The organism is Bradyrhizobium nanningense (assembly GCF_004114535.1).
In the GTDB taxonomy this organism is placed as follows: domain Bacteria; phylum Pseudomonadota; class Alphaproteobacteria; order Rhizobiales; family Xanthobacteraceae; genus Bradyrhizobium; species Bradyrhizobium nanningense.
In genome coordinates, this window is record NZ_LBJC01000026.1 from 37,238 (window position 1) to 60,495 (window position 23,258).

17 protein-coding genes and 1 pseudogene are annotated in these 23,258 nt (G+C 62.8%); 10 read left to right on the forward strand and 8 right to left on the reverse strand.

The genetic code is table 11. The annotated features are described in order from the left end of the window. Positions 1 to 184: 184 nt before the first annotated feature. Complete coding sequence (locus XH84_RS21790) at positions 185 to 3,613, forward strand: autotransporter outer membrane beta-barrel domain-containing protein (protein WP_128918105.1); 3,429 nt, start codon at positions 185 to 187, stop codon at positions 3,611 to 3,613. A gap of 17 nt (positions 3,614 to 3,630) precedes the next feature. Continuing rightward, positions 3,631 to 3,765, forward strand: a pseudogene (locus tag XH84_RS21795) (CoA transferase); the annotation flags it as partial. A 79-nt stretch (positions 3,766 to 3,844) separates the two neighbouring features. Here XH84_RS21795 and XH84_RS21800 read toward each other — a convergent pair. From XH84_RS21800 to XH84_RS21830, 7 genes are all read right to left on the reverse strand, one after another. Further along, on the reverse strand, positions 3,845 to 4,660 hold the full coding sequence (locus tag XH84_RS21800) for an outer membrane protein (protein WP_128918106.1): 816 nt from the start codon (positions 4,658 to 4,660) through the stop codon (positions 3,845 to 3,847). Between the two features lie 151 nt (positions 4,661 to 4,811). Continuing rightward, positions 4,812 to 6,332 (reverse strand): tripartite tricarboxylate transporter permease, encoded by a 1,521-nt coding sequence (locus XH84_RS21805; RefSeq protein ID WP_128918107.1) that lies wholly within the window; start codon positions 6,330 to 6,332, stop codon positions 4,812 to 4,814. Positions 6,333 to 6,343: 11 nt separating this feature from the next. Continuing rightward, positions 6,344 to 6,886 (reverse strand): tripartite tricarboxylate transporter TctB family protein, encoded by a 543-nt coding sequence (locus XH84_RS21810; RefSeq protein ID WP_128918108.1) that lies wholly within the window; start codon positions 6,884 to 6,886, stop codon positions 6,344 to 6,346. A 174-nt stretch (positions 6,887 to 7,060) separates the two neighbouring features. After that, complete coding sequence (locus XH84_RS21815) at positions 7,061 to 8,047, reverse strand: Bug family tripartite tricarboxylate transporter substrate binding protein (protein ID WP_128918109.1); 987 nt, start codon at positions 8,045 to 8,047, stop codon at positions 7,061 to 7,063. Positions 8,048 to 8,190: 143 nt separating this feature from the next. Further along, the gene (locus XH84_RS21820) at positions 8,191 to 8,985 is read right to left on the reverse strand and encodes an enoyl-CoA hydratase/isomerase family protein (protein WP_128918110.1); all 795 of its coding nucleotides are present in this window, start codon (positions 8,983 to 8,985) and stop codon (positions 8,191 to 8,193) included. 24 nt (positions 8,986 to 9,009) lie between these two features. Then, entirely contained in the window at positions 9,010 to 10,209 is a 1,200-nt protein-coding gene (locus XH84_RS21825) for a pyridoxal-phosphate-dependent aminotransferase family protein (protein WP_128918111.1), read from the reverse strand. Positions 10,210 to 10,348: 139 nt separating this feature from the next. Then, on the reverse strand, positions 10,349 to 11,551 hold the full coding sequence (locus XH84_RS21830; protein ID WP_206734106.1) for a pyridoxal-phosphate-dependent aminotransferase family protein: 1,203 nt from the start codon (positions 11,549 to 11,551) through the stop codon (positions 10,349 to 10,351). Positions 11,552 to 11,685: 134 nt separating this feature from the next. On the opposite strand from XH84_RS21830, the gene XH84_RS21835 reads away from it, so the two are divergent. The 4 genes from XH84_RS21835 (at position 11,686) to XH84_RS21855 (ending at position 16,676) form a co-directional block, all read left to right on the forward strand. After that, positions 11,686 to 12,423 carry a GntR family transcriptional regulator gene (locus tag XH84_RS21835; protein ID WP_164936082.1) on the forward strand — a complete coding sequence of 246 codons (738 nt, stop codon included), beginning with the start codon at positions 11,686 to 11,688 and terminating at the stop codon, positions 12,421 to 12,423. Positions 12,424 to 12,526: 103 nt separating this feature from the next. Next, positions 12,527 to 15,502 (forward strand): FAD-binding and (Fe-S)-binding domain-containing protein, encoded by a 2,976-nt coding sequence (locus XH84_RS21840; RefSeq protein WP_128918114.1) that lies wholly within the window; start codon positions 12,527 to 12,529, stop codon positions 15,500 to 15,502. Next, on the forward strand, positions 15,495 to 15,923 hold the full coding sequence (locus tag XH84_RS21845; RefSeq protein WP_128918115.1) for a GlcG/HbpS family heme-binding protein: 429 nt from the start codon (positions 15,495 to 15,497) through the stop codon (positions 15,921 to 15,923). The genes XH84_RS21840 and XH84_RS21845 overlap by 8 nt, the downstream gene beginning before the upstream one ends. Before the next feature lie 528 nt (positions 15,924 to 16,451). After that, positions 16,452 to 16,676 carry a hypothetical protein gene (locus tag XH84_RS21855; protein ID WP_128918116.1) on the forward strand — a complete coding sequence of 75 codons (225 nt, stop codon included), beginning with the start codon at positions 16,452 to 16,454 and terminating at the stop codon, positions 16,674 to 16,676. Here the strand turns inward: XH84_RS21855 and XH84_RS21860 are convergent. After that, positions 16,668 to 17,855, reverse strand: coding sequence for a recombinase family protein (locus XH84_RS21860; protein ID WP_128918117.1), 1,188 nt, complete (start codon positions 17,853 to 17,855; stop codon positions 16,668 to 16,670). The two genes, XH84_RS21855 and XH84_RS21860, sit on opposite strands and share 9 nt — an antisense overlap. 1,028 nt (positions 17,856 to 18,883) lie before the next feature. Here XH84_RS21860 and XH84_RS21865 point away from each other — a divergent pair. The 4 genes from XH84_RS21865 (at position 18,884) to XH84_RS21880 (ending at position 23,224) form a co-directional block, all read left to right on the forward strand. Further along, the gene (locus XH84_RS21865) at positions 18,884 to 20,200 is read left to right on the forward strand and encodes an ABC transporter substrate-binding protein (protein ID WP_128918118.1); all 1,317 of its coding nucleotides are present in this window, start codon (positions 18,884 to 18,886) and stop codon (positions 20,198 to 20,200) included. A 65-nt stretch (positions 20,201 to 20,265) separates the two neighbouring features. Then, positions 20,266 to 21,201 carry a carbohydrate ABC transporter permease gene (locus XH84_RS21870; RefSeq protein WP_128918119.1) on the forward strand — a complete coding sequence of 312 codons (936 nt, stop codon included), beginning with the start codon at positions 20,266 to 20,268 and terminating at the stop codon, positions 21,199 to 21,201. Between the two features lie 3 nt (positions 21,202 to 21,204). Next, a complete protein-coding gene (locus XH84_RS21875) occupies positions 21,205 to 22,056 on the forward strand; it encodes a carbohydrate ABC transporter permease (RefSeq protein ID WP_128918120.1) in 852 nt (283 codons plus the stop codon). 76 nt (positions 22,057 to 22,132) lie between these two features. Then, a complete protein-coding gene (locus XH84_RS21880) occupies positions 22,133 to 23,224 on the forward strand; it encodes an ABC transporter ATP-binding protein (protein WP_128918121.1) in 1,092 nt (363 codons plus the stop codon). Positions 23,225 to 23,258: the final 34 nt, after the last annotated feature.

Consider the following 23,258-nt stretch of genomic DNA (forward strand, 5'->3'; position numbering starts at 1 on the left):
TGTTGCCGGATAGCCACGATGGCTGAAAATGCACGGCGGGACAGGCGAGAACCCGGCGCAGATGGATCGCCATTCATTGCAGGACGTTGCGGCGCCATGGGAACATGGCGTGGGTGTCGGGGCGACAGTACGCGCCCCGGTTGCATATTCGCGATGATTTCTTTGCTAATTTGAGAAGATTGAGATGGCCGGACCGACAAAGGCAGGTGGGCGGATCGGGTACGGGCTGAGATCCATCGTGCGTCATTCCCTGGCGACATTCCTCGCCACCACCGCGCTCGGCGTTGTCACCGCGCATGCCGTGGACGGCACCTGGACCGGCGGCTCTTCGGACTGGACCAATCCGACCAACTGGTCGTCCAACCCGAGCGTGCCCAACGGGACCGCGACCTTCGCCAACGCCGGCAGCACGGCGGTCGACAACAACAACGGCGCCGTCAGCATCGGCACGATCCGGTTCGCGAACACCTCGCAGGCCTATACGTTCACGATCGGCAATCCGTTCATCGTCAACGGAACGGGCATCATCAACAACGACACGGTCAACACCCAGAACTTCGAGGTCACCTCCGGCAACAATCTGGTGTTCCAGAACAGCAGCACCGCGAGCGGCGGCGCCGGAATCGTGATCATCACGAACGACGTCGGCGGCAACGTCAATTTCATCCAGACCGGCACGGCCGGAACGGCAAGGCTCATCAACAACGGCGTCGTCACGTTCGGGAATTCGGCCTCTGCCGGCAGCGCGACGATCACCACCAACAACGGCGCAACGACGAACTTCACCGGCGCGGCCACCGGCGGCAGCGCCAGATTCATCGCCAATGCCGGCGGCACCGTCGATATCTCAGGCCTGACTATCGACGGAATGACGGCCGGATCGATCGAAGGCGCCGGCAATTATGTTCTCGGCGCCAACACACTCAGCACCGGCAGTCTCAACACCTCGACCCAGGTCGACGGCATCATCTCCGGCACCGGCGGCCTGACCAAGGTCGGCACGGGTACGCTGACGCTGGCCGGCACCAACACCTACACGGGCGCGACGACGATCTCGGCCGGAACACTGGCAATCTCGGGCTTTGGCAGTATTTCGTCATCCAGCGTCGTCACGGTAGACGCGACGTTCGACATCTCGGCGTCCGCCGTTCCGTTCAACGCAATCACGACGCTGGCCGGCAGCGCTTCTGGCGTCGTCAACATGGGTGGCAACGGGCTAGTGATCACCAATGGCTCGACCGAGTTTGCCAGCGTGATCCAGGGCACTGGCGGGATCGAGGTGTTCGGCGGCACACAGACGCTCTCCGGCGTGAATACTTATTCGAATGCCACGCAGATCGATGCCGGAGCCACTTTGGCGCTGAAAGGCGCCGGCTCGATCGCGAATTCGGCGTTCGTCTCGTTCAGCGCGGCGAACGCCACGCTCGACGTATCGCAGACCACCTCCGGCACATCCGTCCGCGGCCTTGGTTCGCCCGCTGGCAGCGGCATCGTCGCGCTGGGATCGAAGACGCTGACGATCACGTCCGGCAGCGTCTTCGGCGGCGTGATCCGGGACGGCGGCATTGCCGGTGGTAGCGGCGGCGGCATTGTCATCTCGGCCGGTGCCGTTCAGGCGCTCGGGGGCGTCAACACCTATACCGGAGCGACCACCATCCAAGCCCTTGGGGAGCTGGACCTCGTCAACTCGGGCGGGACCGACGGCAGCATCGCGACCTCGAGCAATGTCATTGCCAACGGCATCTTGGACATCACGGGCTTGAGCATTGGCACCTCGATCAAATCGCTGTCGGGTTCGGGCAACGTCAATCTCGGCGCCAACACGCTGACGATCACGAACGGCAACGGCACCTTCGCGGGTGTGATCGATGATGCCGGCGCGGGGGGCGGCCTTACACTGACGGGCGGCACGCAGAGGCTCACGGGCGCCAACACCTATACGGGCGCCACCAATGTGAATGGCGGCACGCTGGTGGTGGACGGCTCGATCCTGAACAGCCCGACCACCGTCAATGCCGGCGGCACGCTCGCCGGCAGCGGCACGATCGCGGGCGTCGCGGTCAACGGCGGTACGCTGGCGCCCGGCAGCACGACGAACCCGTTCGGCCCGATGACGATCGGCGGATCGCTGACCTTTACCGCCGCCTCGACCTATCTGGTGCAGATCTCCTCGACCAATGCGAGCCTCACTCGGGTCACGGGCGCAGCCGGTCTCGGCGGCGCGGCGGTGAGCGTCAACTTCACATCGGGTACGATCAAAAAACAGTATACGATCCTGACCGCGGCCGGCACCCTGGCCGGCAGCACCTTCAACCCGAACGTCGCCTCCAACACGCCGACGCTCAACGCGACGCTGAGCTACGACCTCAATAACGTGTTCCTCAACGTCAACGTCAATTTCGCGCAAGGTGGCGGGCTCAACATCAACCAACAGAACGTCGCGAACACACTGACCAACTTCTTCAACACCACCGGCGGTATTCCCTCGGCCTTCGCGACACTGTCGCCAGCGGGGCTGACCACCGCCTCGGGCGAGCTCGGCACCGGTATCATCCAGTCGGCGATCAATGCCGACGGCCAGTTCCTCAACCTGATGCTCGACCCGACCGTCGTCGGACGCAGCGGTGGCTTCGCCAAGGCGGGCAGCGTCGCACAGTTCGCCGAAAGCGATGAGGCAGCCGCCTACGCCGCGATGCGGCCGGCCACCGCGCGCGAGCGCGAGGCTTACGCGATGGCGACCAAGGCGCCGCTTTTTTCCTCGCAGCCAAGCAGCCGCTGGAGCGTCTGGGCAGCCGGCTATGGCGGTTCGGCCGAGGTCGGCGGCAACGCACTGGTCGGCTCGCAGGATCTGACGGCGCGGGCCTGGGGCGGTGCGGCCGGCGCGGACTACAGGATCTCGGTGGACACGCTGGTCGGCTTTGCGCTCGGCGGCGGCGGACTGAATTACTCGCTCGCCAATGCGATGGGTTCGGGCTCGGCCGACCTGTTCCAGGCCGGTGTCTATGGCCGACACAATTTCGGACCGGCCTACGTCTCGGCTGCGCTCGCCTATGGCTGGCACGACGTCACGACCAACCGCACCGTGACGCCCGGCGGCTTCGACCAGCTCCAGGGCCGTTTCAAGGCCGACACGTTCTCGGCGCGCTTCGAGGGCGGCTATCGCTTCACGACGCCGCTGATCGGCATCACGCCCTACGCTGCGGCGCAGGTGACGAATTTCAATCTTCCCAATTACTCCGAAGTCAGCCTCAACGGCGGCGGACTGTTCGCCCTGAACTACGCTTCACAATCGCTGACCAATGCTCGCTCCGAGCTCGGCCTGCGCACCGACAAGTCCTACGCCATGCAGAACGGCGTGCTGACGCTGCGTGGCCGCGCCGCCTGGGCGCACGACTACAATCCGAGCCGCGCCGTCACCGCGCTGTTCCAGACTTTGCCGGGCACCAGCTTCGTCGTCAACAGCGCCAAGGTCGATGCCGAGTCCGCGCTCGTGAGCGGCAGCGCCGAGATGAAATGGCTGAGCGGCTTCTCGATCGCCGCCACCTTCGACGGCGAGTTCTCAGGCAACGTCACCAGCTATTCCGGCAAGGGCGTGTTCAAGTACGCCTGGTGAGCTGACGCAGCCGCGGCCCGGGCGCGGTCCCGACCGGCGTGTTCAAGACCTTGGACGGCTACATCAACATCGCCACGACCGGTGGGCGGATCTGGGAACGCTGCGCGCAGGCGATCGGCGCACCTGAGCTCTATGCCCATCCCGACTATGCTGTGACCGTCACGCACCCGCTCTCCGACGACAAAGCCCGGCGCGAGCCGGGCTTTGCTTCTTGTTGACGCCTTCTGGATTTCAGTACTTCGCGACCACCGGAGTCGGGCTGAAAGCGTAGTTGAATCCAGCTCGCAAGACATGATCGTGGAACGAGACGCTGGTCGAATTGACGGTCCCGCCAAAATAGGTGGACGATCCCAAGTCTATGTAGAGATATTCGAGCTTGGCTGACCAGTTGCGGTTAAACTTCTTCTCGACACCGGCCCCTGCGGTCCAACCCCAGCGAGTCTTGCTCTCTGAAACCGCCGGACCGACGACCGTGATGGGCGCACCGATGGGCGTGTTGCTGTTTCCATCGAATAGCTGTGCGGTCAGCGTCGCCTGAGTGCCGAACTTGACCTCACCAACAGCCAAACCACCCGTCGCATAGAGCAGCAGGCTCGGATCAGCCAAAAGTCCGGCTCGACCGCGGAAGGTCGCAAACCACGGGAAATCTGTGCTGCTGTTGGTCGAGCCGGAAAATCCAACCGAACCGATCCTGACCGCCAGAAGCGGATCAATCGAACGTCCACGCTCGCCGGTGCCCTGAATATCGGCCTCAACACCCAAAACCCATTTTGGATCGACCTGCCAGTTGTAGCCGACCTGAACGCCGCCAAGTCCTCCATCAACGTTCTGTCGGATGTTCACCCCAAGCGGTGAGGTCGGCAGGACCGAGGCATTCGACCGGCCCCAGCTATAGCCACCATTGGCGCCGGCGTAGAAGCCGGTCCAGCTCCAGATCGGATCGACCATGGCGGGGGCCTTCACGTAGGGTTTCGATGCCAGATCAGCGGCCAGTGTGCTGGTCGCGACCAGCGATGCCGCCACAATTCCCATCACAACCTGCTTCATTGCAATGCCCCGTGAAAAACAAGAAAATCTACGGGGAGCATAAGCGCCAAGGCCGGCCCCGGCTGTCGCGCCACAGCAACATCGGGAAACAACCGCTAGGCGCCAGCAACCGGACTACGGCGACATGATAGAATTAAGACTTTGATCTAACTCAATCTTTTATTGCCAGTTTATCCCGCTGCCGCCAACCGACACGGCCGAGCAAGCCGTCGATCACGGGCCAGAACAGCAGCACGATCGCCAGCGTCGTGATCGAGCCGACCAAACCGTTCGACCAGAACACCTTCAGGGTGCCGCCGGAGCCGATCATCGACAGGCGGAAGGCGTCCTCGGCGCGGTTGCCGAGCACGAGCGCGAGGGTAAACGGGGCCAAGGGAATGCCGATCTTCTTGAAGACGTAGCCGACGACACCAAAGCCGAGCATCAGCCAGATGTCGAACATCGCGTTCTGGATCGCGTAGGCGCCGATCGCGCAGGACACCACGATCATCGGCGCCACCGCAGCGAACGGCACACGCAGGATCGAGGCGAAGATCGGCACCGTCGTCAGCACCAGCACGAGGCCGACGACATTGCCGAGATACATCGAGGCGATCAGGCCCCAGACGAAGTCCTTGTGCTCGACGAACAGCAGCGGCCCCGGATTGAGCCCCCACACCATCAAGCCGCCAAGCAGGATCGCCGCGGTGCCCGAGCCGGGAATGCCGAGCGCCAGCATCGGCAGCAGCGCCGAGGTACCGGAGGCATGCGCGGCCGTCTCGGGCGCGAACACGCCCTCGATGCGGCCCTTGCCGAAACTCTCAGGCTCCTTGGCGAAGCGCTTGGCAAGGTTGTAGCCCATGAAGGAGGCCGCGATCGCGCCGCCCGGGGTGATGCCGAGCCAGCAGCCGATGAAGGAGGAGCGCAGCAGCGTCACCCAGTATTTCGGCAGATCCTTCCAGACGCTGAGCACGACGCGCAGCGAAATGCTCGCCGCATGTCCCCGCAGCGCCAGCCGCTCCTCCATCGTCAGCAGGATCTCGCTGATGCCGAACAGGCCGATGACGGCGACCAGGAAGTTGATGCCGCGCAGCAACTCCGGCGAGCCGAAGGTCATGCGCAAATTGCCCGACACGGTATCCATGCCGATACCGGCCAACAGCAGCCCCAGCGACATCGAGATCACCGTCTTGTGCTTGGCCTCGCGTCCCAATCCGACGAAGGAGCAGAAGGTGAGCAGATACACCGCGAAGAACTCGGGCGGACCAAATTTCAGCGCGAAGGACGAGATCATCGGCGCAAGGAAGGTGATCAGCAGCACCGCGACCAGCGAGCCGATGAAGGAGGAGGTGAACGCCGCGGTCAGCGCCTCCGCCGCCCGGCCCTTCTGCGCCATCGGATAGCCGTCGAAGGTGGTCGCGACGGACCAGGCTTCGCCGGGAATGTTGAACAGGATCGAGGTGATCGCACCGCCGAACAGCGCGCCCCAATAGATGCAGGACAGCATCACGATCGCCGAGGTCGGATCCATCGTGAAGGTGAGCGGCAACAGGATCGCGACGCCGTTGGGACCGCCGAGGCCCGGCAGCACGCCGACGAAGATACCGAGCACCAGCCCGACCATCATCAGGACGAGCGTCTTCCACGTCAGCAGGACGGCAAAGCCGTGAAGCAGGAGACCGAAAGCTTCCATTGCAGGCCCGCCTAGTGGCCGAAGGCCGCTTCGAGCGGCCCTTTCGGCATGATGACGTCGAAGGCGATGTCGAAGGTGACGAACATGACAGTCGTGAACAGCAAGGCCGTGAGCAGCGACTTCCACAGCGCGATCTTGCCGACGAAGCGCATGAAGCCCGCGATCAGGAAGAAGCTCGCGACATAGAGGCCGAGGAACTGCGTCACCAGGCAGAACAGCAGCGTCGGCACGAACACCGCCATCACGCGGCGCGCCTGCGCGTGCGTGACGAAGGTCTCGGCCGCCTTGCGGTGCGCGATCAGCGCCACGACCAAGCCATAGAGGCTGCCGCCGCCGAGGATGACCGAGAGATAGAACGGAAAATAGCCGGGCTCGGGCCCGGTCGCGTCCCAGGACGCGCCGGTACGCCAATTGTCGTAGCCGAGCGTGACGGCGAGCGCGAGCAGCAGGAGGCAGACGAATATCTCGATCGTGCCGGAGGACACGACGGAGGGCGAGTCGTCTTCGGGCGCGGTCGGATCGTCGACGACGATTTCGAGATCGGTTTGCGACATGAGCTGATTTGCGAAAGCCTGCGTTACATCACCTCTCCCGCTTGTGGGAGAGGCCGGCGCGAAGCGCCGGGTGAGGGGACTCTCCGCGAGTCCATCTGTCACTATCTTCGGGAAGAGAGCCCTCACCCCAACCCTTTCCCCGCAAAAACGGGGCGAGGGAGAAGAGGCAGACGACTACTTCGCGACGAAACCGGCTTCGGTCATCAGCGACTTGTTCAGCGCGTCATCCTCCTCGAGGAACTGCACCATGTCCTTGCCGGTGAGGAAGATCGGCTTCAAGGCCTGCTTCTCCATGTAATCCTTGTACTCGGCGGTCTGCGTCACCTTGTGGAAGAGATCGACATAGAACGCCTGCTGCTCGGCCGTCACCTTGCCGGGCAGGAACATCGCGCGCAGCATCAGATATTGCACGTCGACGCCCTCCTCCTTGCAGGTGGGGATGTCGGCCCAGGACTGGGTGTCCGTCACCTTGCTGGTGTAGGAAATGCGCTCCTTGTCGAACACGCAGAGCGGACGCACCTGGCCGGCACGCCAGACTTCGAGATTTTCGGATGGGTTGTTGACGTTGGCTTCGGTGTGGTTGCCGACCAACTGGGTCGCGGCCTCGCCGCCGGACTTGTAGGGCAGATAGGAGAACTTCGCGCCGGTCTTCTGCTCGAGGAAGACGGTCAGCACGTGGTCCTCGCGCTTGGAGCCGGTGCCGCCCATCTTGAACGGCGCGCTCGCGGCCTTGGCGGCCGCGACGAACTCCTTCACCGTCTTGGGGCCCGCGCTGTTGTCCCACAGCACGAACTGGTCGAGCGCGACCACCGAAACCGGGGTCAGCTCACGCCAGTTGAACGGGATCTTCGCCGACAGCGGCAGCATATAGATCAGCGAATAGGCGATCAGCACCTTGTTCGGATCGCCCTCGCTGGACTTCATGTACATCAGCGCTTCCGCGCCCGAGGCGCCGCCCTTCAGCGAGACGACGATCGGCTGCTTCATCAGATTGTTCTTCTGGATCGCGGCCTGCATCATCCGCGCCATCTGGTCGGAGGCACCGCCCGCGCCTGCCGCCACCACGATCTCGACCGGCTTGGCCGGCTCCCAGCCGGCGAAGGCCGGCGTGCTCAACAACAGCGCCGTCGCAGCGCCGACGGCTTTCACTGGAATTCGCACGAGTTTCGTCCCCTGATGTTTTTTTGAGGTGTAGTGCGGAAAATTCTATCCCTGCATAGTGCGGACTATTACTGACGAGTTCAAGAAGAGGGGCAGTTCAGCGCATATGACTTTCGACTGACGAAGCCGAAAACTTTCGAAACTTACCTGCCCTTCCAGACGGGCGAGCGCTTGTTGAGGAAGGCATCCATGCCCTCGCGGAAATCTTCGCTCATATAGGCCTTCAGGATCAGGTCCTCACCCTCTTCGCGCGACAGCGTGCGACGGATGCGGCGCACGGCTTCCTTGGTCGCCTCCAGCGTCAGCGGCGCGTGGCTGGCAACGAGCTTTGCGGTCTCGTCGGCGCGACGCTGCAGCGTCTCGACGTCGGGCACGACTTCGTTGAGCAGACCCAGCGCCAGCGCTTCCTGCGCCTCGACGAGGCGCGCCTTGAAGATCAAATCCTTGGTGCGGGCGGGTCCGACCAGCGCGACGACGCGGCTGATGTTGGACATCGACAGGCAGTTGCCGAGCGTGCGCGCGATCGGAAAGCCCATCCGCGTGGTCTCGGTGCCGATGCGCAGATCGCAGCAGGCGGCAATGCCGGCGCCACCGCCGGTACAGGCCCCCGCGATCGCCGCGATCACGGGCACGCGGCACTGCTCGAGCGTGCCGAGCACGCGGTCGATGCGCGCCTCGTAGTCGAGTGCGTCCTGCGCGGTCTTGAACGCACGGAACTGGGAAATGTCGGTGCCCGAGGCGAACGCCTTGTCGCCTGCGCCGGTCAGAATCAACGCCTTGATCGAACGGTCGGCGTTGATCTCCAGGCAGATCTCCGCCATGCGGTCATACATGGCGAAGGTCATTGCGTTGCGCGCCTGGGGGCGGTTGAAGGTGATCCGCGCGATGCCGTCCGTGATGGAGTAGAGCAGGTCTTCGTTAGCAGTCGGTGCGTTCATCGCGCTTTCACTTTCCAAGTTAGTTCAGGCCACCTGAGCTCTGGCCATCTGCACCGCGTCGCGCCCCTTCAGGACGTCCATGGCCGCCAACACACCGCCGCTCCGGTGCGGAATCTTTGCAAGATCGAGGCCCATCTCGACGCCGGCGAGCGTGCCCATCAGCATCAGATCGTTGAAATGGCCGATATGGCCGATGCGAAACACCTTGCCTTTGACCTTGTTCAGGCCGGTGCCGAGCGACATGTCGAAGTTTTCCAGCACCACCTTGCGGAACGCATCGGCGTCGTGACCCTCAGGCACGCGCACGCCGGTCAGCGCCGGCGAGTGCGCAGCCGGGTCGGAGCACTGCGTCTCCAGGCCCCAGACCTTGACCGCGGCACGCGTGGCCGCGCTGTGACGCTTGTGGCGGGTCCAGACGTTCTCCAGCCCCTCCTCTTCCAGCATCTTGACCGCTTCGCGCAGGCCGTAGAGCAGATTGGTGGCGGGCGTATAGGGGAAGGTGCCGAGCTTGTTGAAGCTGATGACTTCCTGCCAGTCCCAGTAAGAGCGCATGCCGGGATTGGCCTTGGCGACAGCGAGCGCCTTTTCCGAGACGGCGTTGAAGCCGAGGCCGGGCGGCAGCATCAGGCCTTTCTGAGAGCCGGCGACCGAGACGTCGATGCCCCAGGCATCGTGCTCATATTCCATCGAGCCGAGGCCGGAGATGGTGTCGACCATCAAGAGAGCCGAATGCTTGACCCGATCGAGCAGCTTGCGCACCTCCAGCGGCGGTGTAACGCAGCCGGTCGAGGTCTCGTTGTGCACGACGCAGACCGCCTTGATCGCATGCTGCGTGTCGGCGGCAAGGCGCTTCTCGATCTCGGCAAGATCGGCGCCATGGCGCCAGTCGCTCGGAATGAAATCGACGTCGAGCTTGAACTTGTCGGCGATGCCGCGCCACAGCACGGCGAACTGGCCGGTCTCGCACATCAGCACCTTGTCGCCGGGCGAGAACACGTTGACCATCGCCGCTTCCCAGGCGCCGGTGCCGGACGAGGGGAAGATGATCACGGGCTGCTTGGTGCGGAACACCCGCTGCATCGCGGCGAGAACCGAGAAACCGTGCTCGGCGAACTCCGGACCGCGATGGTCCAGCGTCGGCATGTCCATCGCCCGCAGCACGCGGTCGGGCACGTTGGTCGGTCCTGGAATCTGTAGGAAATGCCTTCCAGTATGCACGGTCATCGGCGTCCTTCCCGGTCTAGCCTTGATTTGGTGGGCGCCGAATAGCACCATTTGACCGGCTTGTCCTCTCTCGAAAGGGTCTGTCCGTCCATGGCGGACCGGACCGCCCTGGCCTGCCTTCCCTTCCATCGCGCCGCCTCTACGTGCCAACCACCTTCAGATGTGGCGAGGCATTGCCCTGCGGGCGCTGCTCCAGCAGCTTCATCGCGACGTCGACGCCGCCGGCGCGGTGCGGCACGCCGGCGACCGAGAGACCCATTTCGACGCCGGTGAGCGCACCGAGCAGCGTCAGCGCGTTGCATTCGCCGAGATGGCCGATGCGGAAGACTTTTCCGGCGACCTTCGACAGGCCCGAGCCGAGCGACATGTTGTAATTGTCCAGCACGACTTTCCGGAACTGGTCGGCGTCATGCCCCGGCGGCATCAGCACCGCGGTGAGCACCGGCGAGTACTCGGCCGGCTCCTGGCAAAGGATCTCGAGGCCCCAATGATTGACGGCGGCGCGCGTTGCCCCGGCAAGCCGCTGATGCCTAGCGAAGACGTTGTCGAGCCCCTCTTCGAGCAGCATCGCGATCGCCTCGCGCAGGCCGTAGAGCAGATTGGTCGCCGGCGTGTACGGGAAGAAGCCTTTTGCGTTCGGCTTGAGCATCTCCTCCCAGTCGAAATAGGAGCGCGGCATCTTGTTGCTCTTCGCCGCAGCAAGCGCCTTCTCCGAGATCGCATTGAAGCCGAGGCCGGGCGGCAGCATAAAACCCTTCTGCGAGCAGCTGACGCTAACGTCGACCTTCCACTCGTCGTGGCGATAATCGACCGAGCCGAGCGAGGAGATGGTGTCGACCATCAGCAGCGCCGGATGGCCTGTGCGGTCGATCGCGGCACGGATCTCGGCGATGCGGCTGGTCGCGCCGGTCGAGGTCTCGTTGTGCACGACCATGACGGCCTTGATGGCGTGCGCCTTGTCTTCGGCAAGTCTTGCCTCGACCACAGCCGGATCGGCACCGCGGCGCCAGTCGCCGGGAACGAAGTCGACCTCGATGCCGAAGCGGCCCGCCATCTGACGCCACAGCGTCGCGAAATGGCCGGTCTCGACCATCAGCACCTTGTCACCCGGCGACAGCGTGTTGACGATCGCAGCCTCCCAGGCCCCCGTCCCCGAGGAGGGGAAGATCACGACCGGACCCTTGGTCTTGAAAATCTGCTGGCTGCCTTCGAGTACGGTGCGGCCGAGCTCGCCGAACTCCGCGCTGCGGTGGTCGATGACCGGCATGTCCATGGCGCGCAGGACGCGCTCGGGGACCGGGCTCGGGCCCGGAATCTGGAGGAAATGACGTCCCTGATGCATAAAGACCTCCGTAGCGGCGGGTCCTGGTAAGACCTTGCCGGCCATTTTGCATTCATTTTTTGTCACTTCAATCGAATTTTGGTATGCGATTGTGGACATCGACGCGATCGAACGGGCAAACTACTGTGCGGCAAATGAAATCCACGATTCCCGACACGGGGGTTCCGATCATCCCGCCCGCCGGCAATGGCGGCGACCGCCAGGAGGCCTCGCTGCACGGCGAGATCCTGCTGCGGCTGCGCGACTACGTGGTCGAGGGCAACATCCCGGACGGAGCCCGCGTTCCCGAGCGGCAACTCTGCGAGATGCTCGGCATCTCCCGCACGCCGCTGCGCGAAGCCCTGAAAGTGCTCGCCGCTGAGGGCCTGATCGAGCTCTTGCCCAACCGCGGCGCACGGGTGCGCCAGCTCAGCCAGCGCGACCTCGAGGAGCTGTTCGACGTCATGGCAGGACTGGAGAGCCTCGCCGGACGACTCGCTTGTGAGGCCATTACCGATGCGGAAATCGCCGCGATCGAGCAATTGCATTACGAGATGTACGGCCACTATCTGCACCGCGACATGCACGGCTATTTCCAGACCAACCAGCGCATCCACGAAAGCATTGTCGCAGCCGCGCGCAACGAGACGCTGAAGACCGCCTACGCCAATTTCGCGGGGAGAATTCGCCGCGTCCGCTACTCCGCCAATTTCGCCCGCAAGCGACAGCGCTGGGCGGAGGCGATGCGCGAGCACGAGGCCATCCTCGATGCGCTGCGCCGCCGCGCTACGAGCGAGCTCAGCGACATCCTGTTCCAGCACCTGCGAAACAAGCGGACGGCCGCGATCGAGCACCTGACCGAACCCCAAGAGGATTCGCTGGCCTCGCCCTGAGGGCAGCCTGCTTGCTCATTTTGAATTCATAATATAATCGCTCAGGAAGAATAATGAATAACTCAGCAAGGCTGAGCCTTACTGGATCAGTCCGGGATCAGGGATGACAAACGCCTCCTCGTTCGAACGGCGCCTGCGGTCGGAACTGACCGGCGACGTCCTGTTCGACCCCTTCAGCCGCGGCCGTTACGCCACCGACGCCTCGTTTTACCAGATCGTGCCGGCTGGCGTGGTGGTGCCCAGGACCGTGGACGAGGCCTTGCGAGCGCTGGCGATTGCCCGCGACGAAGGGCTGAAGGTCACCCCGCGCGGCGGCGGCACCTCGCAATGCGGCCAGACCGTCAATGACGGGCTCGTGGTCGATCTCTCCAAGCACCTGAACCGGATCCTGTCGCTCGACGTCGAGGGCCGCACCTGCGTGGTCGAGCCTGGCATCGTGCTCGACGACCTCAACCGGCAACTGAAAAAGCACGGCCTGTGGTTTCCGGTCGATGTCTCCACGGCGTCGCGCGCCACCATCGGCGGCATGGCCGGCAACAATTCCTGCGGCGGCCGCAGCCTGCGCTACGGCACGATGCGCGACAACACGCTGTCGATGGAGGCGTCCCTCGCCGACGGCACACTGAGCCGCTTCGGAGAGGTCTCGTGCGATCTCTCCGACGTCGAAGTGCCCGACAGCACCCGCGCCCTGTTCCGCGACATGCTCGACCTCGGGATGCGCGAAACCGAGGAGATCGCGGCGCGGTTTCCCAAGGTGCAGCGCCGCGTCGGCGGCTACAATCTCGATGCGCTGGTGCCCCGCAACGCGCCGAACAACATGGCGCACCTCCTGGTCGGCTCGGAAGGCACCCTGGCCTTCACCACCAAGGTCGAGCTGAAACTGTGGCCGGTGATCCGCAACAAGGCGCTTGGCGTCTGCCATTTCGGCAGTTTCTACGAGGCGATGAATGCGGCCCAGCATCTCGTCAAGCTCAAGCCGATCGCGGTCGAACTGGTCGACCGCACCATGATCGCGCTCGGCCGCGACATCGCCATGTTCAGGCCGATCATCTCCGCGGCCATCAAGGGCGATCCGGATGCCGTGCTGGTCGTCGAGTTCGCCGAGGAGGACCAGGCCGATAACCTTGTACGCCTGAAGCAGCTCGGCGAGCTGATGGGCGACCTCGGCTTCGGCTGGACCAACGAACCGCGCAAATGGGGCGGCGTGGTCGAGATCACCGAGCCTGCCCTGCAGAGCGGCATCGCCGATTTCCGCGCCGCCGGCCTCAATGTCATGATGTCGATGAAGCAGGAAGGCAAGCCGGTCTCCTTCGTCGAGGATTGCGCGGTGCCGCTGCCGCACCTTGCCGACTATACCCAGCGGCTGAACGAGGTATTCGCCAAGCACGGCACCAGCGGCACGATGTATGCGCACGCCTCCGAGGGCTGCCTGCATGTGCGCCCGGTCCTGAATTTGAAGCTGGAGAAGGACGTGAAGGCGATGCGCGCCATCGCCGAGGAGGCCTTCGCGCTGGTGCGCGAGTACAAGGGCTCGCATTCCGGCGAGCATGGCGACGGCCTGGTGCGCTCGGAATTCCACGAGACCATGTTCGGCGAACGTCTCGTCGCCGACTTCAGGGCGGTGAAGCAACGCTTCGATCCCGACGGCGTGCTCAACCCCGGCAAGATCGTCGATGCCCCCAAGATGGACGACCGCTCGCTGTTTCGCTTCAAACCCGACTATCGCGTCGGCGAGCTGAAGACCAGGCTAGACTGGTCGGCTTATCCCGGCGCCGGCGGCGGCTTCCAGGGCGCGGTCGAGATGTGCAACAACAACGGCGCCTGCCGCAAGCTCGAGGGCGGCGTGATGTGCCCGTCCTACCGCGCCACGCGCAATGAAAAGGACGTCACCCGCGGACGCGCCAACACGCTGCGGCTCGCGATCTCCGGTCAGCTCGGCGCTGATGCGCTCAGCTCCGACGAGATGATGGAGACGCTGAAACTCTGCGTCTCCTGCAAGGCCTGCCGCCATGAATGCCCTGTTGGTGTCGACATGGCCAAAATGAAGATCGAGGTGCTGGCGGCACGTGCAGCGAACCACGGCCTGACGCTGCGCGACCGCCTGGTCGGGTATCTGCCGCGCTATGCCGGGCTCGCATCACGCTTCGCGCCGCTGGCCAATTTGCGCAATCGCAGCCCGCTGCTGCGAAAGCTGTTCGAGCGCTTTGCCGGCATCAGCGCGCGCCGCGCTCTCCCCGCCTTTCGCAGCGACGTGTTCGTGCCGCCGGCAGAAGCGGTTGGACCCGCGGGCGGCCGCGAGGTCGTACTGTTTGCCGACACCTTCAATCGCATCTATGAGCGCGAGAATCTCGACGCCGCGCTGCGCGTGCTCGTAGCCGGCGGCTATCGCGTGCATCTGCCGAAGCCTGCAAGCGGCAGCCGCCCGTTATGCTGCGGCCGCACCTTCTTGTCCGCTGGTCTCGTCGATGAAGCCAGAACCGAACTCGATCGTCTCGTCAGTGCCTTTGCGCCCTTCGCTGCGCGCGGCGTGCCGATCGTCGGCCTGGAGCCGAGCTGCCTGCTGACGCTGCGCGACGAGCTCGCTTCGCTGCGCAAGGACGATGACGCCAAAACGGTCGGCGCCCATGCCCTGACCTTCGAAGAATTTCTGGTGCGCGAGGCCGAGGCCGGCCGGCTGCAGCTGCCGCTCGGCAGCGTCGCGGACAAGGCAATGGTGCATGGCCATTGCCATCAAAAATCCTTCGGCGCCTTCAAGCCGGTCGAGCAGGTGCTGCGCCTCGTCCCCGGGCTCAAGGTCGAGACCATCGAATCGAGCTGTTGCGGCATGGCGGGCGCCTTCGGCTATGGCGCGGATACCTATGATGCCTCGATCGAGATGGCCGAGCTGTCGCTGCTGCCAGCCGTGCGGCGCGCCGACCAGACCACGTTGGTCGTCGCCGACGGCACTTCCTGCCGCCACCAGATTCACGACGGCGCGGGGCGCGAGGCGCTTCACGTCGCACGCGTGCTGGCACTGAGCCTCGATCGGACTGAGACCCATTCCACTTCCACTGCTGCAAAGGAACCCAGCCATGGCTGATCTCACGCTCGACATTGCCCGCAAGATCCTCGACGCCGCCTTCGCAAAATCTACCGAGTTGAAGCTGAAGCCGCTGGTCGTCACCATCCTCGACGCGCGCGGCGTGCTCAAGGTCGCCGCGGCGCAGGACGGCACCAGCCTGATGCGCGCCGAGATCGCGCACGGCAAGGCCTATGGCGCGCTGGCCATGGGCATGGGCTCGCGCGCGCTATTCCAGCGGGCGCAGGAGCAGGCCTATTTCATCGACGCCGTGAACACGATTGCCAAGGGCGCGCTGGTGCCGGTGCCCGGCGGCGTGCTGATCATGGACGGCACGACCCTGCTCGGTGCGGTCGGCGTTTCCGGTGACACCTCCGACAATGACGAGGCCTGCGCGGTGGCGGGCATCCAGTCGGCGGGGCTGAAGGCGAATGCAGGCTAGGACCGATTCGCCGGTCGACGACAGGAGCCGCAGCGCTCTGGAGTACGAGTCTCGGTCTCACTCCGGCGGACTGCATCCAGCGGAAGGCTAGCGCGCGTCTTACACCGAGGGCATTCGACTTCCAGCCAAGCAAGCCCGCCGTTGAGGCATTGGCCGATCGTCGGGGACGGCTGGGCAGGGCCGCCGTAGCCCTCCATGCGGACCGACCAGGCTTCGGCCTCCGCCCGGTCAGCCTCCCGAATGGCCTGCTCGGCACGCTCGCGGGCTCCCTGAGCGCGGATCTTCGCCCCATGATCCGACCGCCCCAGATGACTTCTCGCGACTTCGTGCCCATACCGGATAGATTCCGGCGAATGGGGAAGGTGGCAAGCCGCTAGCCCTAGAGATGCCCCGCGGCACCGTGCCCAAAGCTTGGTCAAGGACCAGCTGAGTCTTCGAAAATGTTTTTGAAATACCGAAATTCTACTTGCTCCGTCGGGCAAAACAAGGGTTCATAGGGCGCTGGCTCAACGATGAGGATCAGCGCAAATGGCGGAGGAAATCGAGGCATCTTCGGAGCTGTCAAAGATTGCAAAGCTCAATGGAGACTTCAGGAGAAATTACGGTGCGCTATTGGGCGCGTTCCTTTATCTGAGGTCGATCAGCGCGGCACGCGGCCGCTCATGGGTTTGGGGCGGTTTACTTGCGGCGGGAGTTGCGGCGGGAGTGACTTGGCTGCAGAAACAGCTGCTGCTCTGGTTATTCTCAACGTGAGGACTGAATGTCGCGACTTTGCCGGAGCCTATCGTAAATGGCACGCAATACAGAACTGAGCCGGCCGTGCCGGTAGTCAGCAAATTTGAGCTCTGACACTCGGAGCTTCCGGTCTTTCGTGAAGGGCAAATTCTTCGTGCCTAGCAAGAAGTAGTCCATGATGCTTGCGTTGGCTTCCTGCATTCGGATGATGAGAGCTTGGTCCGCCCTAGGGAACTTGAGCTTGCGAACATGCCATCGTCGGTGACGGCGGCCGTCAAGCGTACCATCTGCTACCGACCATGCGGTCGCGATCACAACCGTAAGCGCTCCATCGATCGTCAGAAGATTCAGTTCCGGAAGAAATGTCGCCTTTTCACCCCACCGCTGCAATTCGGCGATAAGCTCGTTGGCCGTTGATTGTATGACCGCATTTGCCTTTTCTCCGGTACCATAGAAGTGAAAGCGAGGGCCAGGATCGAAGCCGATGCGATCGTACGCATTCATTATTGAGCCAAAGCGTCGAGCGTACGCGGTGCAGCTGAACATCTTTTTGTCGGCCTGGATAATGTCCCGGGATAGATGCCCTTTCCTCCGCCAAAGGGCTTTGAGCTGTGAAAGCAACTCTTCGTCGGATCTTCTGCGTCCACATTCTACTTCGCTCAGGACCTTCTGAGCCTTGGCGAAGAGTTCTGGTGAAACGAGAGGGGTGAAGGCATTCTCGTGCCGTATCCACATTTCGTGTGGGTTATCTATCGGCGGCTTTTGAAGCTTGTAGGATCGGCGGTTGTAGACGATCTGGCCGAGATACTTCTCGTTCTTCAAGAGGATGTTGACCGTCTGCATTTGCCAAGGTCTCCCTTGAGAGTTGAAGATGCCCTCTCTGTTGAGATCGTTGGCAATTTCCGTTCGGGTCTTCTTCCTGGTTGCGAACTCGGTAAAGATGCGTCGGACAACGTCGAGCTCCGACTGTGGTCCGGGGACGAGAATGACGCGATCCGTTTTGTAGTGCTTCTGCTCTCCCGGACCAAGGTCAACGCGTCGATTGCCGTACTCGTCAACGGTTGATCGTCGCAATCCGTATCCTGCCGACGACCGCTGCCAAAAGCCCAAGCTCACGCCGTAGCTTGCAGCGATGAAAACCCTTTTTGATAACCTGCGGCTGAAATCGGCCGCTTCAGCTCGGCTCAGATTCTTCATGATCACGGAAGCCAGGCTGCCGTCGTTTTTGAACTCTTCCTCGCAGTAATGGACAGCTATTCCCGCGCGCTTGCATCATCTTTCGGCACAGGTAGCCCAGGCGAGACGGGACTGTCATCTGGGTTATGAGGCTCTTGGGAATCGATCTGCACTGCTATCTTGGGCGGCACCAGCTGCGCGGCGATCGAGAAGATCTGGTGGTTGTAGGGATTCGGATTCGGGCAATGGTATAGCGTAGCCTTCGGCGGTCCTCCGTCGGCCCAGGCCTTGAGCATCGGAAGTCGTGGCCTCCGCTCGAGGCCCCATCGTCTCGATTGCCTTCGGCGCGACAGCTGCGCCAGCAGGCTCCTTCCGCCGGCTCTTGATGAAGGACCAGAACCCCAGAATAAAGAAATGAACGGCGCGAAGCCGTTAGGCCTCACCGGCGACCCCGCGCGATTGCCCAAGAGAAGGCTCGTCCATTGGCCACGAACCCGCAAAGCGACCTATGGGCAATTCTGTAGTCGCCTCAGATCAAGCGTCTTACGTAACAGCTTCGATACTTTTGGTGGCCAGCCAGTTCACGAGGTGAGACCATGGCCGCCGCGTCAAAGCTAGCACTTGATTTCCTACTGCGACGGGTGACAATGGCGTCGCGTTAGCTTCCGGTACCGAACTTCATATAAGACGGGGAAAACCCGCTTGGCCACGGCAATACCGTCGCTGCTCGGGAGGGACCGTTATGACGGTAGGGTTCAAGCGCTGGCTCTGGCGGCGACACGATCCAGGCCGCCGGTCGCATCTCCGTTGCGATTGGCAACGATGTAATCGCGCCGCTGCCCTGCGAAGAATTCCCCAGTTTCGCGGCGAACTCGCCACCACGGCGCTGCAAGCGGAACATCAACAAATAATTGTCGAGCCAACGTATTGCGCAGGCGACGGCGCGTCGCATGCGTCGAACCACGGAGGCGCGATAGACTGAAAGGGACTCGGAGCCGGCGTAAGACTGGCCGAAGGGCATCAGCTCAGACACACCGAGGGAGGAATCCATGACAACAGTGACCCGACGTAACGTCCTCAAGAGCGGTGCCGCGCTCGCGGGCGGCATGGCCGGCATTCTGGCCACCGGCCGCGCGCCCGCTTTTGCACAGGGCACGACGGTGCACTGGCTGCGCTGGACCGACTTCGTTCCGGCGTCAGATCAGCTTCTGCGCAACGAAATCGCCAAGGAGGGCGAGAAGGCGCTCGGCATAAAGCTCAATATCGAGACCATCAACGCCAACGATATCCAGGCCCGCGTCACCTCGGCGATCCAGTCGGGGTCAGGCCCCGACGTCGTCTGCGTCCTCAACAATTGGGGGCAACTTTACGGCGAGAGCGTCATAGACGTCAGCAACATCGCTGAGGAACTCGGCAAGGGCCAGGGCGGCTTCTACGAAACGTCCCGCGCTGTCGCCAATGACGGCAAGAAATGGATTGCAGTGCCGTGGTGCATCGTCGGCCTGCAGATCGCGTACCGAAAGTCCTGGTTTGCCGAGATCGGCTACACCGATGGAAAATTTCCCCAGACGTGGGAAGAGTATCGCGAGGCCGGCAAGAAGCTGAAGGCAAAGGGAAGGCCCATCGGCCAAACGCTGGGCCACACCTTCGGCGATGCGCCCGCCTTCGCTTACCCCTACCTGTGGTCCTGGGGCGGCAAGGAGGTCGAGGCAGACGGCAAGACGGTTGCGCTGAATAGCCCGGCAACGGTCGAGGCGGTAAAATTCATGGTGGCCTTCTGGAAGGACGCCCACGATGAAGGCGGACTCGCGTGGGACGATTCCAACAACAACCGCGCTTTTCTGTCCGGGACATGCAGCGCCACGCTCAATGGCGCCTCGATCTACATCGAGGCCCTGCGCAAGCCGGATACCTACAAGACGGAGGCCGGCGGCCCGCTGAAGGACGACATCCTGCATGCCGCGCTGCCCAAGGGCCCCGGCGGACAGTTCAGCTATCACGTCCCGTTCTCGAACCTCCTGATGGGTTATTCGAAGAACCAGGATGCGGCGAAGAAATTCCTTGGCTGGATTCACTCCAAGGACGTCTACGACAAGTGGTTCGTCTCCCAGAAGGGCTTCTCGGTCGGCCCGACCACGGATTGGGAAAAGCACAAGCTGTGGGGCGACGACCCGATCATGCTGCCCTACAAGCAAGCCGCGCGCACAGGGCGCTTCGCTGGCTACGAGGGACCCTCTACGCGCAAGGCAGCCGAAGTCGTGACCAAGTACGTCATCGTTGATATGTACGCAAAGGCTGTCCAAGGCATGCCCCCCGAGGATGCCGTGAAATGGGCAGAGGCTGAGCTCAAGAAGGTCTACGTCTGAGGATAAGCCGCCCCCCTCCCATTTTTCGAGGGGCGGCGGAATCTTCCGGCCGACGAGGATCGAACATGGCGATAAGCGCGGTTTCCGACACCACGCTCCGCGAGGCGCCCCCTCCCCGGCGACAGCGTTTGCTCGAGGACGAGCGCTGGCTGGCGTTCGTGCTGCTGGTGCCGACCATCGTACTGCTCGGCATGTTCATCGCCTATCCCTTCATGCGAGGGATATTGCTGTCGGTCACCAGCTCGCGCGTCGGTATTCCCGGCGACTTCGTCGGCCTCGCTAACTTCTACAAGATCTTCAATGACGGGATCTTTCGCACCTCCGTTTACAACACGTTCCTCTATACGGGCGTGACCACCGTCTTCAAGCTGGCGCTCGGACTGTGGCTCGCCATGCTGCTCAACCGTAATTTCCGCGGCAAGGCTTTTACCCGTGCTTTCATCCTGCTGCCTTTCATTATCCCGACCGTGCTCTCGACTTTCGCCTGGAAGTGGATGTTCGACCCGACGTTCAGCGTTCTCAATTGGCTCCTCTACCATTTCGGCTTGATCACCGGTCGGATCAATTGGCTGGGCGATCCGGATCTCGCCATGATCTCGATTATCATCGTCAACATCTGGCGCGGGGTGCCGTTCTTCGCCATCAGCCTGCTCGCCGGCTTGCAGACCATCAGTCCCGAACTCAACGAGGCCGCCGCGATCGACGGCGCCAAGCCGTGGCAGCGGTTCTGGCACATCACCTGGCCGCTGCTGCTGCCCGTGACCATGGTCGTGGTGCTGTTCTCAGTGATTCAGACATTCGCCGACTTCCAGATCGTCTATGTGATGACGGGCGGCGGACCAGCCAACGCAACGCACCTGTTCGCCACCTACGCCTATCAGATCGCCATCGGCACCGGCCTCTTGAGCGAGGGCGCCGCCATCGCGCTCGCCATGTTTCCCATCCTGTTTCTCGTCGTCATCATCCAGCTTCTCTACATCCGCCGCGTGGAGGTCCGCTGAGCCATGATCGAAGGTGCAAGGTGGCGAAAGTGGGTGTTCTTCTACGTCCCCATGGTGCTGTTCCTGCTTTTCCTGCTGTTCCCGTTCTACTGGATGGTGATCACTTCGGTGCGGCCGGACGGCGAGCTGTACCGGCCCTGGAATTCGATCAACTACAATCCGTTCTGGACCTGGAAACCGACCTGGGAGCATGTCAGATACCTGTTCGAGGAGACGCTGTTCGCATCGTGGCTGTGGAACACGACGTTCATCGCGCTCGCGTCGACCGCTATCTCGCTCGTGTGCGGTGTGTTCGCCGGCTATGCTCTGTCGCGGCTGAACTTTCCATTTGCCGGCAGCCTGGGCACCGCCATCTTCATTACCTATCTGGTGCCTCAGACGCTGCTGTTCATTCCGCTGGCAGAGATCATACGCAACTATCGGCTCGGTGACACGCCTTGGTCACTGATTCTGACCTATCCGACCTTTCTTATTCCGTTCTGTACCTGGCTCATGATGGGCTACTTCAAGGCGGTACCCAAGGAGCTCGAGGAATGCGCGCGCATTGACGGCGCCTCGCGCTGGCAAGCTATGCTCTACATCGTCATCCCGGTGGCGATCCCGGGCATCCTCTCGGCCGGCATCTTCGCTTTCACGCTGTCGTGGAACGAGTTCATCTATGCGCTTGTCTTCCTATCCTCGCCTGAGCAAAAGACTGTGCCGGTCGGCGTCACATCGGAGCTGATCCGCGGCGACGTATTCTACTGGGGACCGCTGATGGCTGGGGCCCTGCTTGGATCGATACCGGTTGCTATCGCCTATTCGTTTTTCGTCGAGCACTACGTCGCAGGATTGACCGGATCGGTGAAAGGCTGACAGCACCACGGATCAAGGGGATTCGAAAGCGCGGATACAGACTGCGCATAGGCCGTTGGGAGGCAGGTGGAAGCGGATGGGCCAGGTCGTCCTCAAGGAGATCAACAAGTTCTTTGACGGCGTGCACGCTGTCAAAGACGTCAATCTGCAGATCCGCGACAAGGAGTTCATGGTGTTCGTCGGACCCTCCGGCTGTGGCAAGACGACGACGCTCAGGATGATCGCCGGGCTTGAAGCGATCAGTTCCGGCGACATTTCCATCGACGGCAACGTGGTCAATGGATTGGCGCCCATGGACCGCGACATCGCCATGGTGTTCCAGAACTACGCGCTGTACCCGCACATGAGCGTGTACGACAACATGGCGTTCGGCCTGAAGATGCGCAAATTCGAAAAGCCCGAGATTGACAAGCGGGTGCTGGAGGCGGCTGACATCCTCGGCATCGGCGATTTGCTAAAGCGCAGGCCACGCCAGCTCTCAGGCGGCCAGCGCCAGCGCGTGGCGTTAGGCCGCGCTATTGTGCGCCACCCCCGCGTGTTTCTGTTCGACGAGCCGCTGTCGAACCTCGATGCCAAGCTGCGGGTGCAGATGCGCGTTGAGCTGAAGAAGCTGCATCTGCGTCTCGGCACTACAGCCATTTACGTTACCCACGATCAGGTCGAAGCCATGACGCTGGGTGACCGGGTCGTCGTCATGAAAGACGGCGTGGTGCAGCAGGTGGGGGAGCCGCTCGAGCTGTACAATCAGCCCGCTAACAAGTTCGTCGCCGGCTTCATCGGCTCGCCGGCGATGAATTTCGCCGTTGTTACGGTGACCGAGGCGAACGGATCGCTGATCGCCGAGAACTCCGGCCTGCGCATCAAGCTGCCGGACGAGACCGCGCAGCGCCTGCGCGGTCATATCGGGCGCGAGGTCATGCTCGGCGTACGACCGGAGGACCTCACAGTGGCGGGTAGCGCTGATCTCGACCTCCCGTGCTTCGATGCGGTGATTGAGGTGGTCGAGCAACTCGGCTCGGAAATCCTGCTCGATATGAAGGTCGGCGAGAATATCATGGTGGCGAGCGTCGAGCCGACCGCGAGGGTGAGGGTGGGCGACAAGCTGCGCTTTGCCATGCGGCCTTCCAGGCTTCATGTTTTCAACGCGCAGACCGAGGCGGCCATCTAACGCCGGCAGTTGGCCAATTCCACTTGCGACGGGA

Excerpts from the sequence above, each read along its gene's own strand:
- XH84_RS21865 (WP_128918118.1), top strand. The coding sequence starts at position 18,884 with ATGACAACAGTGACCCGACGTAACGTCCTCAAGAGCGGTGCCGCGCTC.
- XH84_RS21800 (WP_128918106.1), bottom strand. The coding sequence starts at position 4,660 with ATGAAGCAGGTTGTGATGGGAATTGTGGCGGCATCGCTGGTCGCGACC.
- XH84_RS21875 (WP_128918120.1), top strand. The coding sequence starts at position 21,205 with ATGATCGAAGGTGCAAGGTGGCGAAAGTGGGTGTTCTTCTACGTCCCC.
- XH84_RS21855 (WP_128918116.1), top strand. The coding sequence starts at position 16,452 with ATGGCGGAGGAAATCGAGGCATCTTCGGAGCTGTCAAAGATTGCAAAG.
- XH84_RS21820 (WP_128918110.1), bottom strand. The coding sequence starts at position 8,985 with ATGAACGCACCGACTGCTAACGAAGACCTGCTCTACTCCATCACGGAC.
- XH84_RS21810 (WP_128918108.1), bottom strand. The coding sequence starts at position 6,886 with ATGTCGCAAACCGATCTCGAAATCGTCGTCGACGATCCGACCGCGCCC.
- XH84_RS21835 (WP_164936082.1), top strand. The coding sequence starts at position 11,686 with ATGAAATCCACGATTCCCGACACGGGGGTTCCGATCATCCCGCCCGCC.
- XH84_RS21880 (WP_128918121.1), top strand. The coding sequence starts at position 22,133 with ATGGGCCAGGTCGTCCTCAAGGAGATCAACAAGTTCTTTGACGGCGTG.
- XH84_RS21790 (WP_128918105.1), top strand. The coding sequence starts at position 185 with ATGGCCGGACCGACAAAGGCAGGTGGGCGGATCGGGTACGGGCTGAGA.
- XH84_RS21805 (WP_128918107.1), bottom strand. The coding sequence starts at position 6,332 with ATGGAAGCTTTCGGTCTCCTGCTTCACGGCTTTGCCGTCCTGCTGACG.
- XH84_RS21840 (WP_128918114.1), top strand. The coding sequence starts at position 12,527 with ATGACAAACGCCTCCTCGTTCGAACGGCGCCTGCGGTCGGAACTGACC.
- XH84_RS21825 (WP_128918111.1), bottom strand. The coding sequence starts at position 10,209 with ATGACCGTGCATACTGGAAGGCATTTCCTACAGATTCCAGGACCGACC.
- XH84_RS21870 (WP_128918119.1), top strand. The coding sequence starts at position 20,266 with ATGGCGATAAGCGCGGTTTCCGACACCACGCTCCGCGAGGCGCCCCCT.
- XH84_RS21845 (WP_128918115.1), top strand. The coding sequence starts at position 15,495 with ATGGCTGATCTCACGCTCGACATTGCCCGCAAGATCCTCGACGCCGCC.
- XH84_RS21860 (WP_128918117.1), bottom strand. The coding sequence starts at position 17,855 with ATGAAGAATCTGAGCCGAGCTGAAGCGGCCGATTTCAGCCGCAGGTTA.
- XH84_RS21830 (WP_206734106.1), bottom strand. The coding sequence starts at position 11,551 with ATGCATCAGGGACGTCATTTCCTCCAGATTCCGGGCCCGAGCCCGGTC.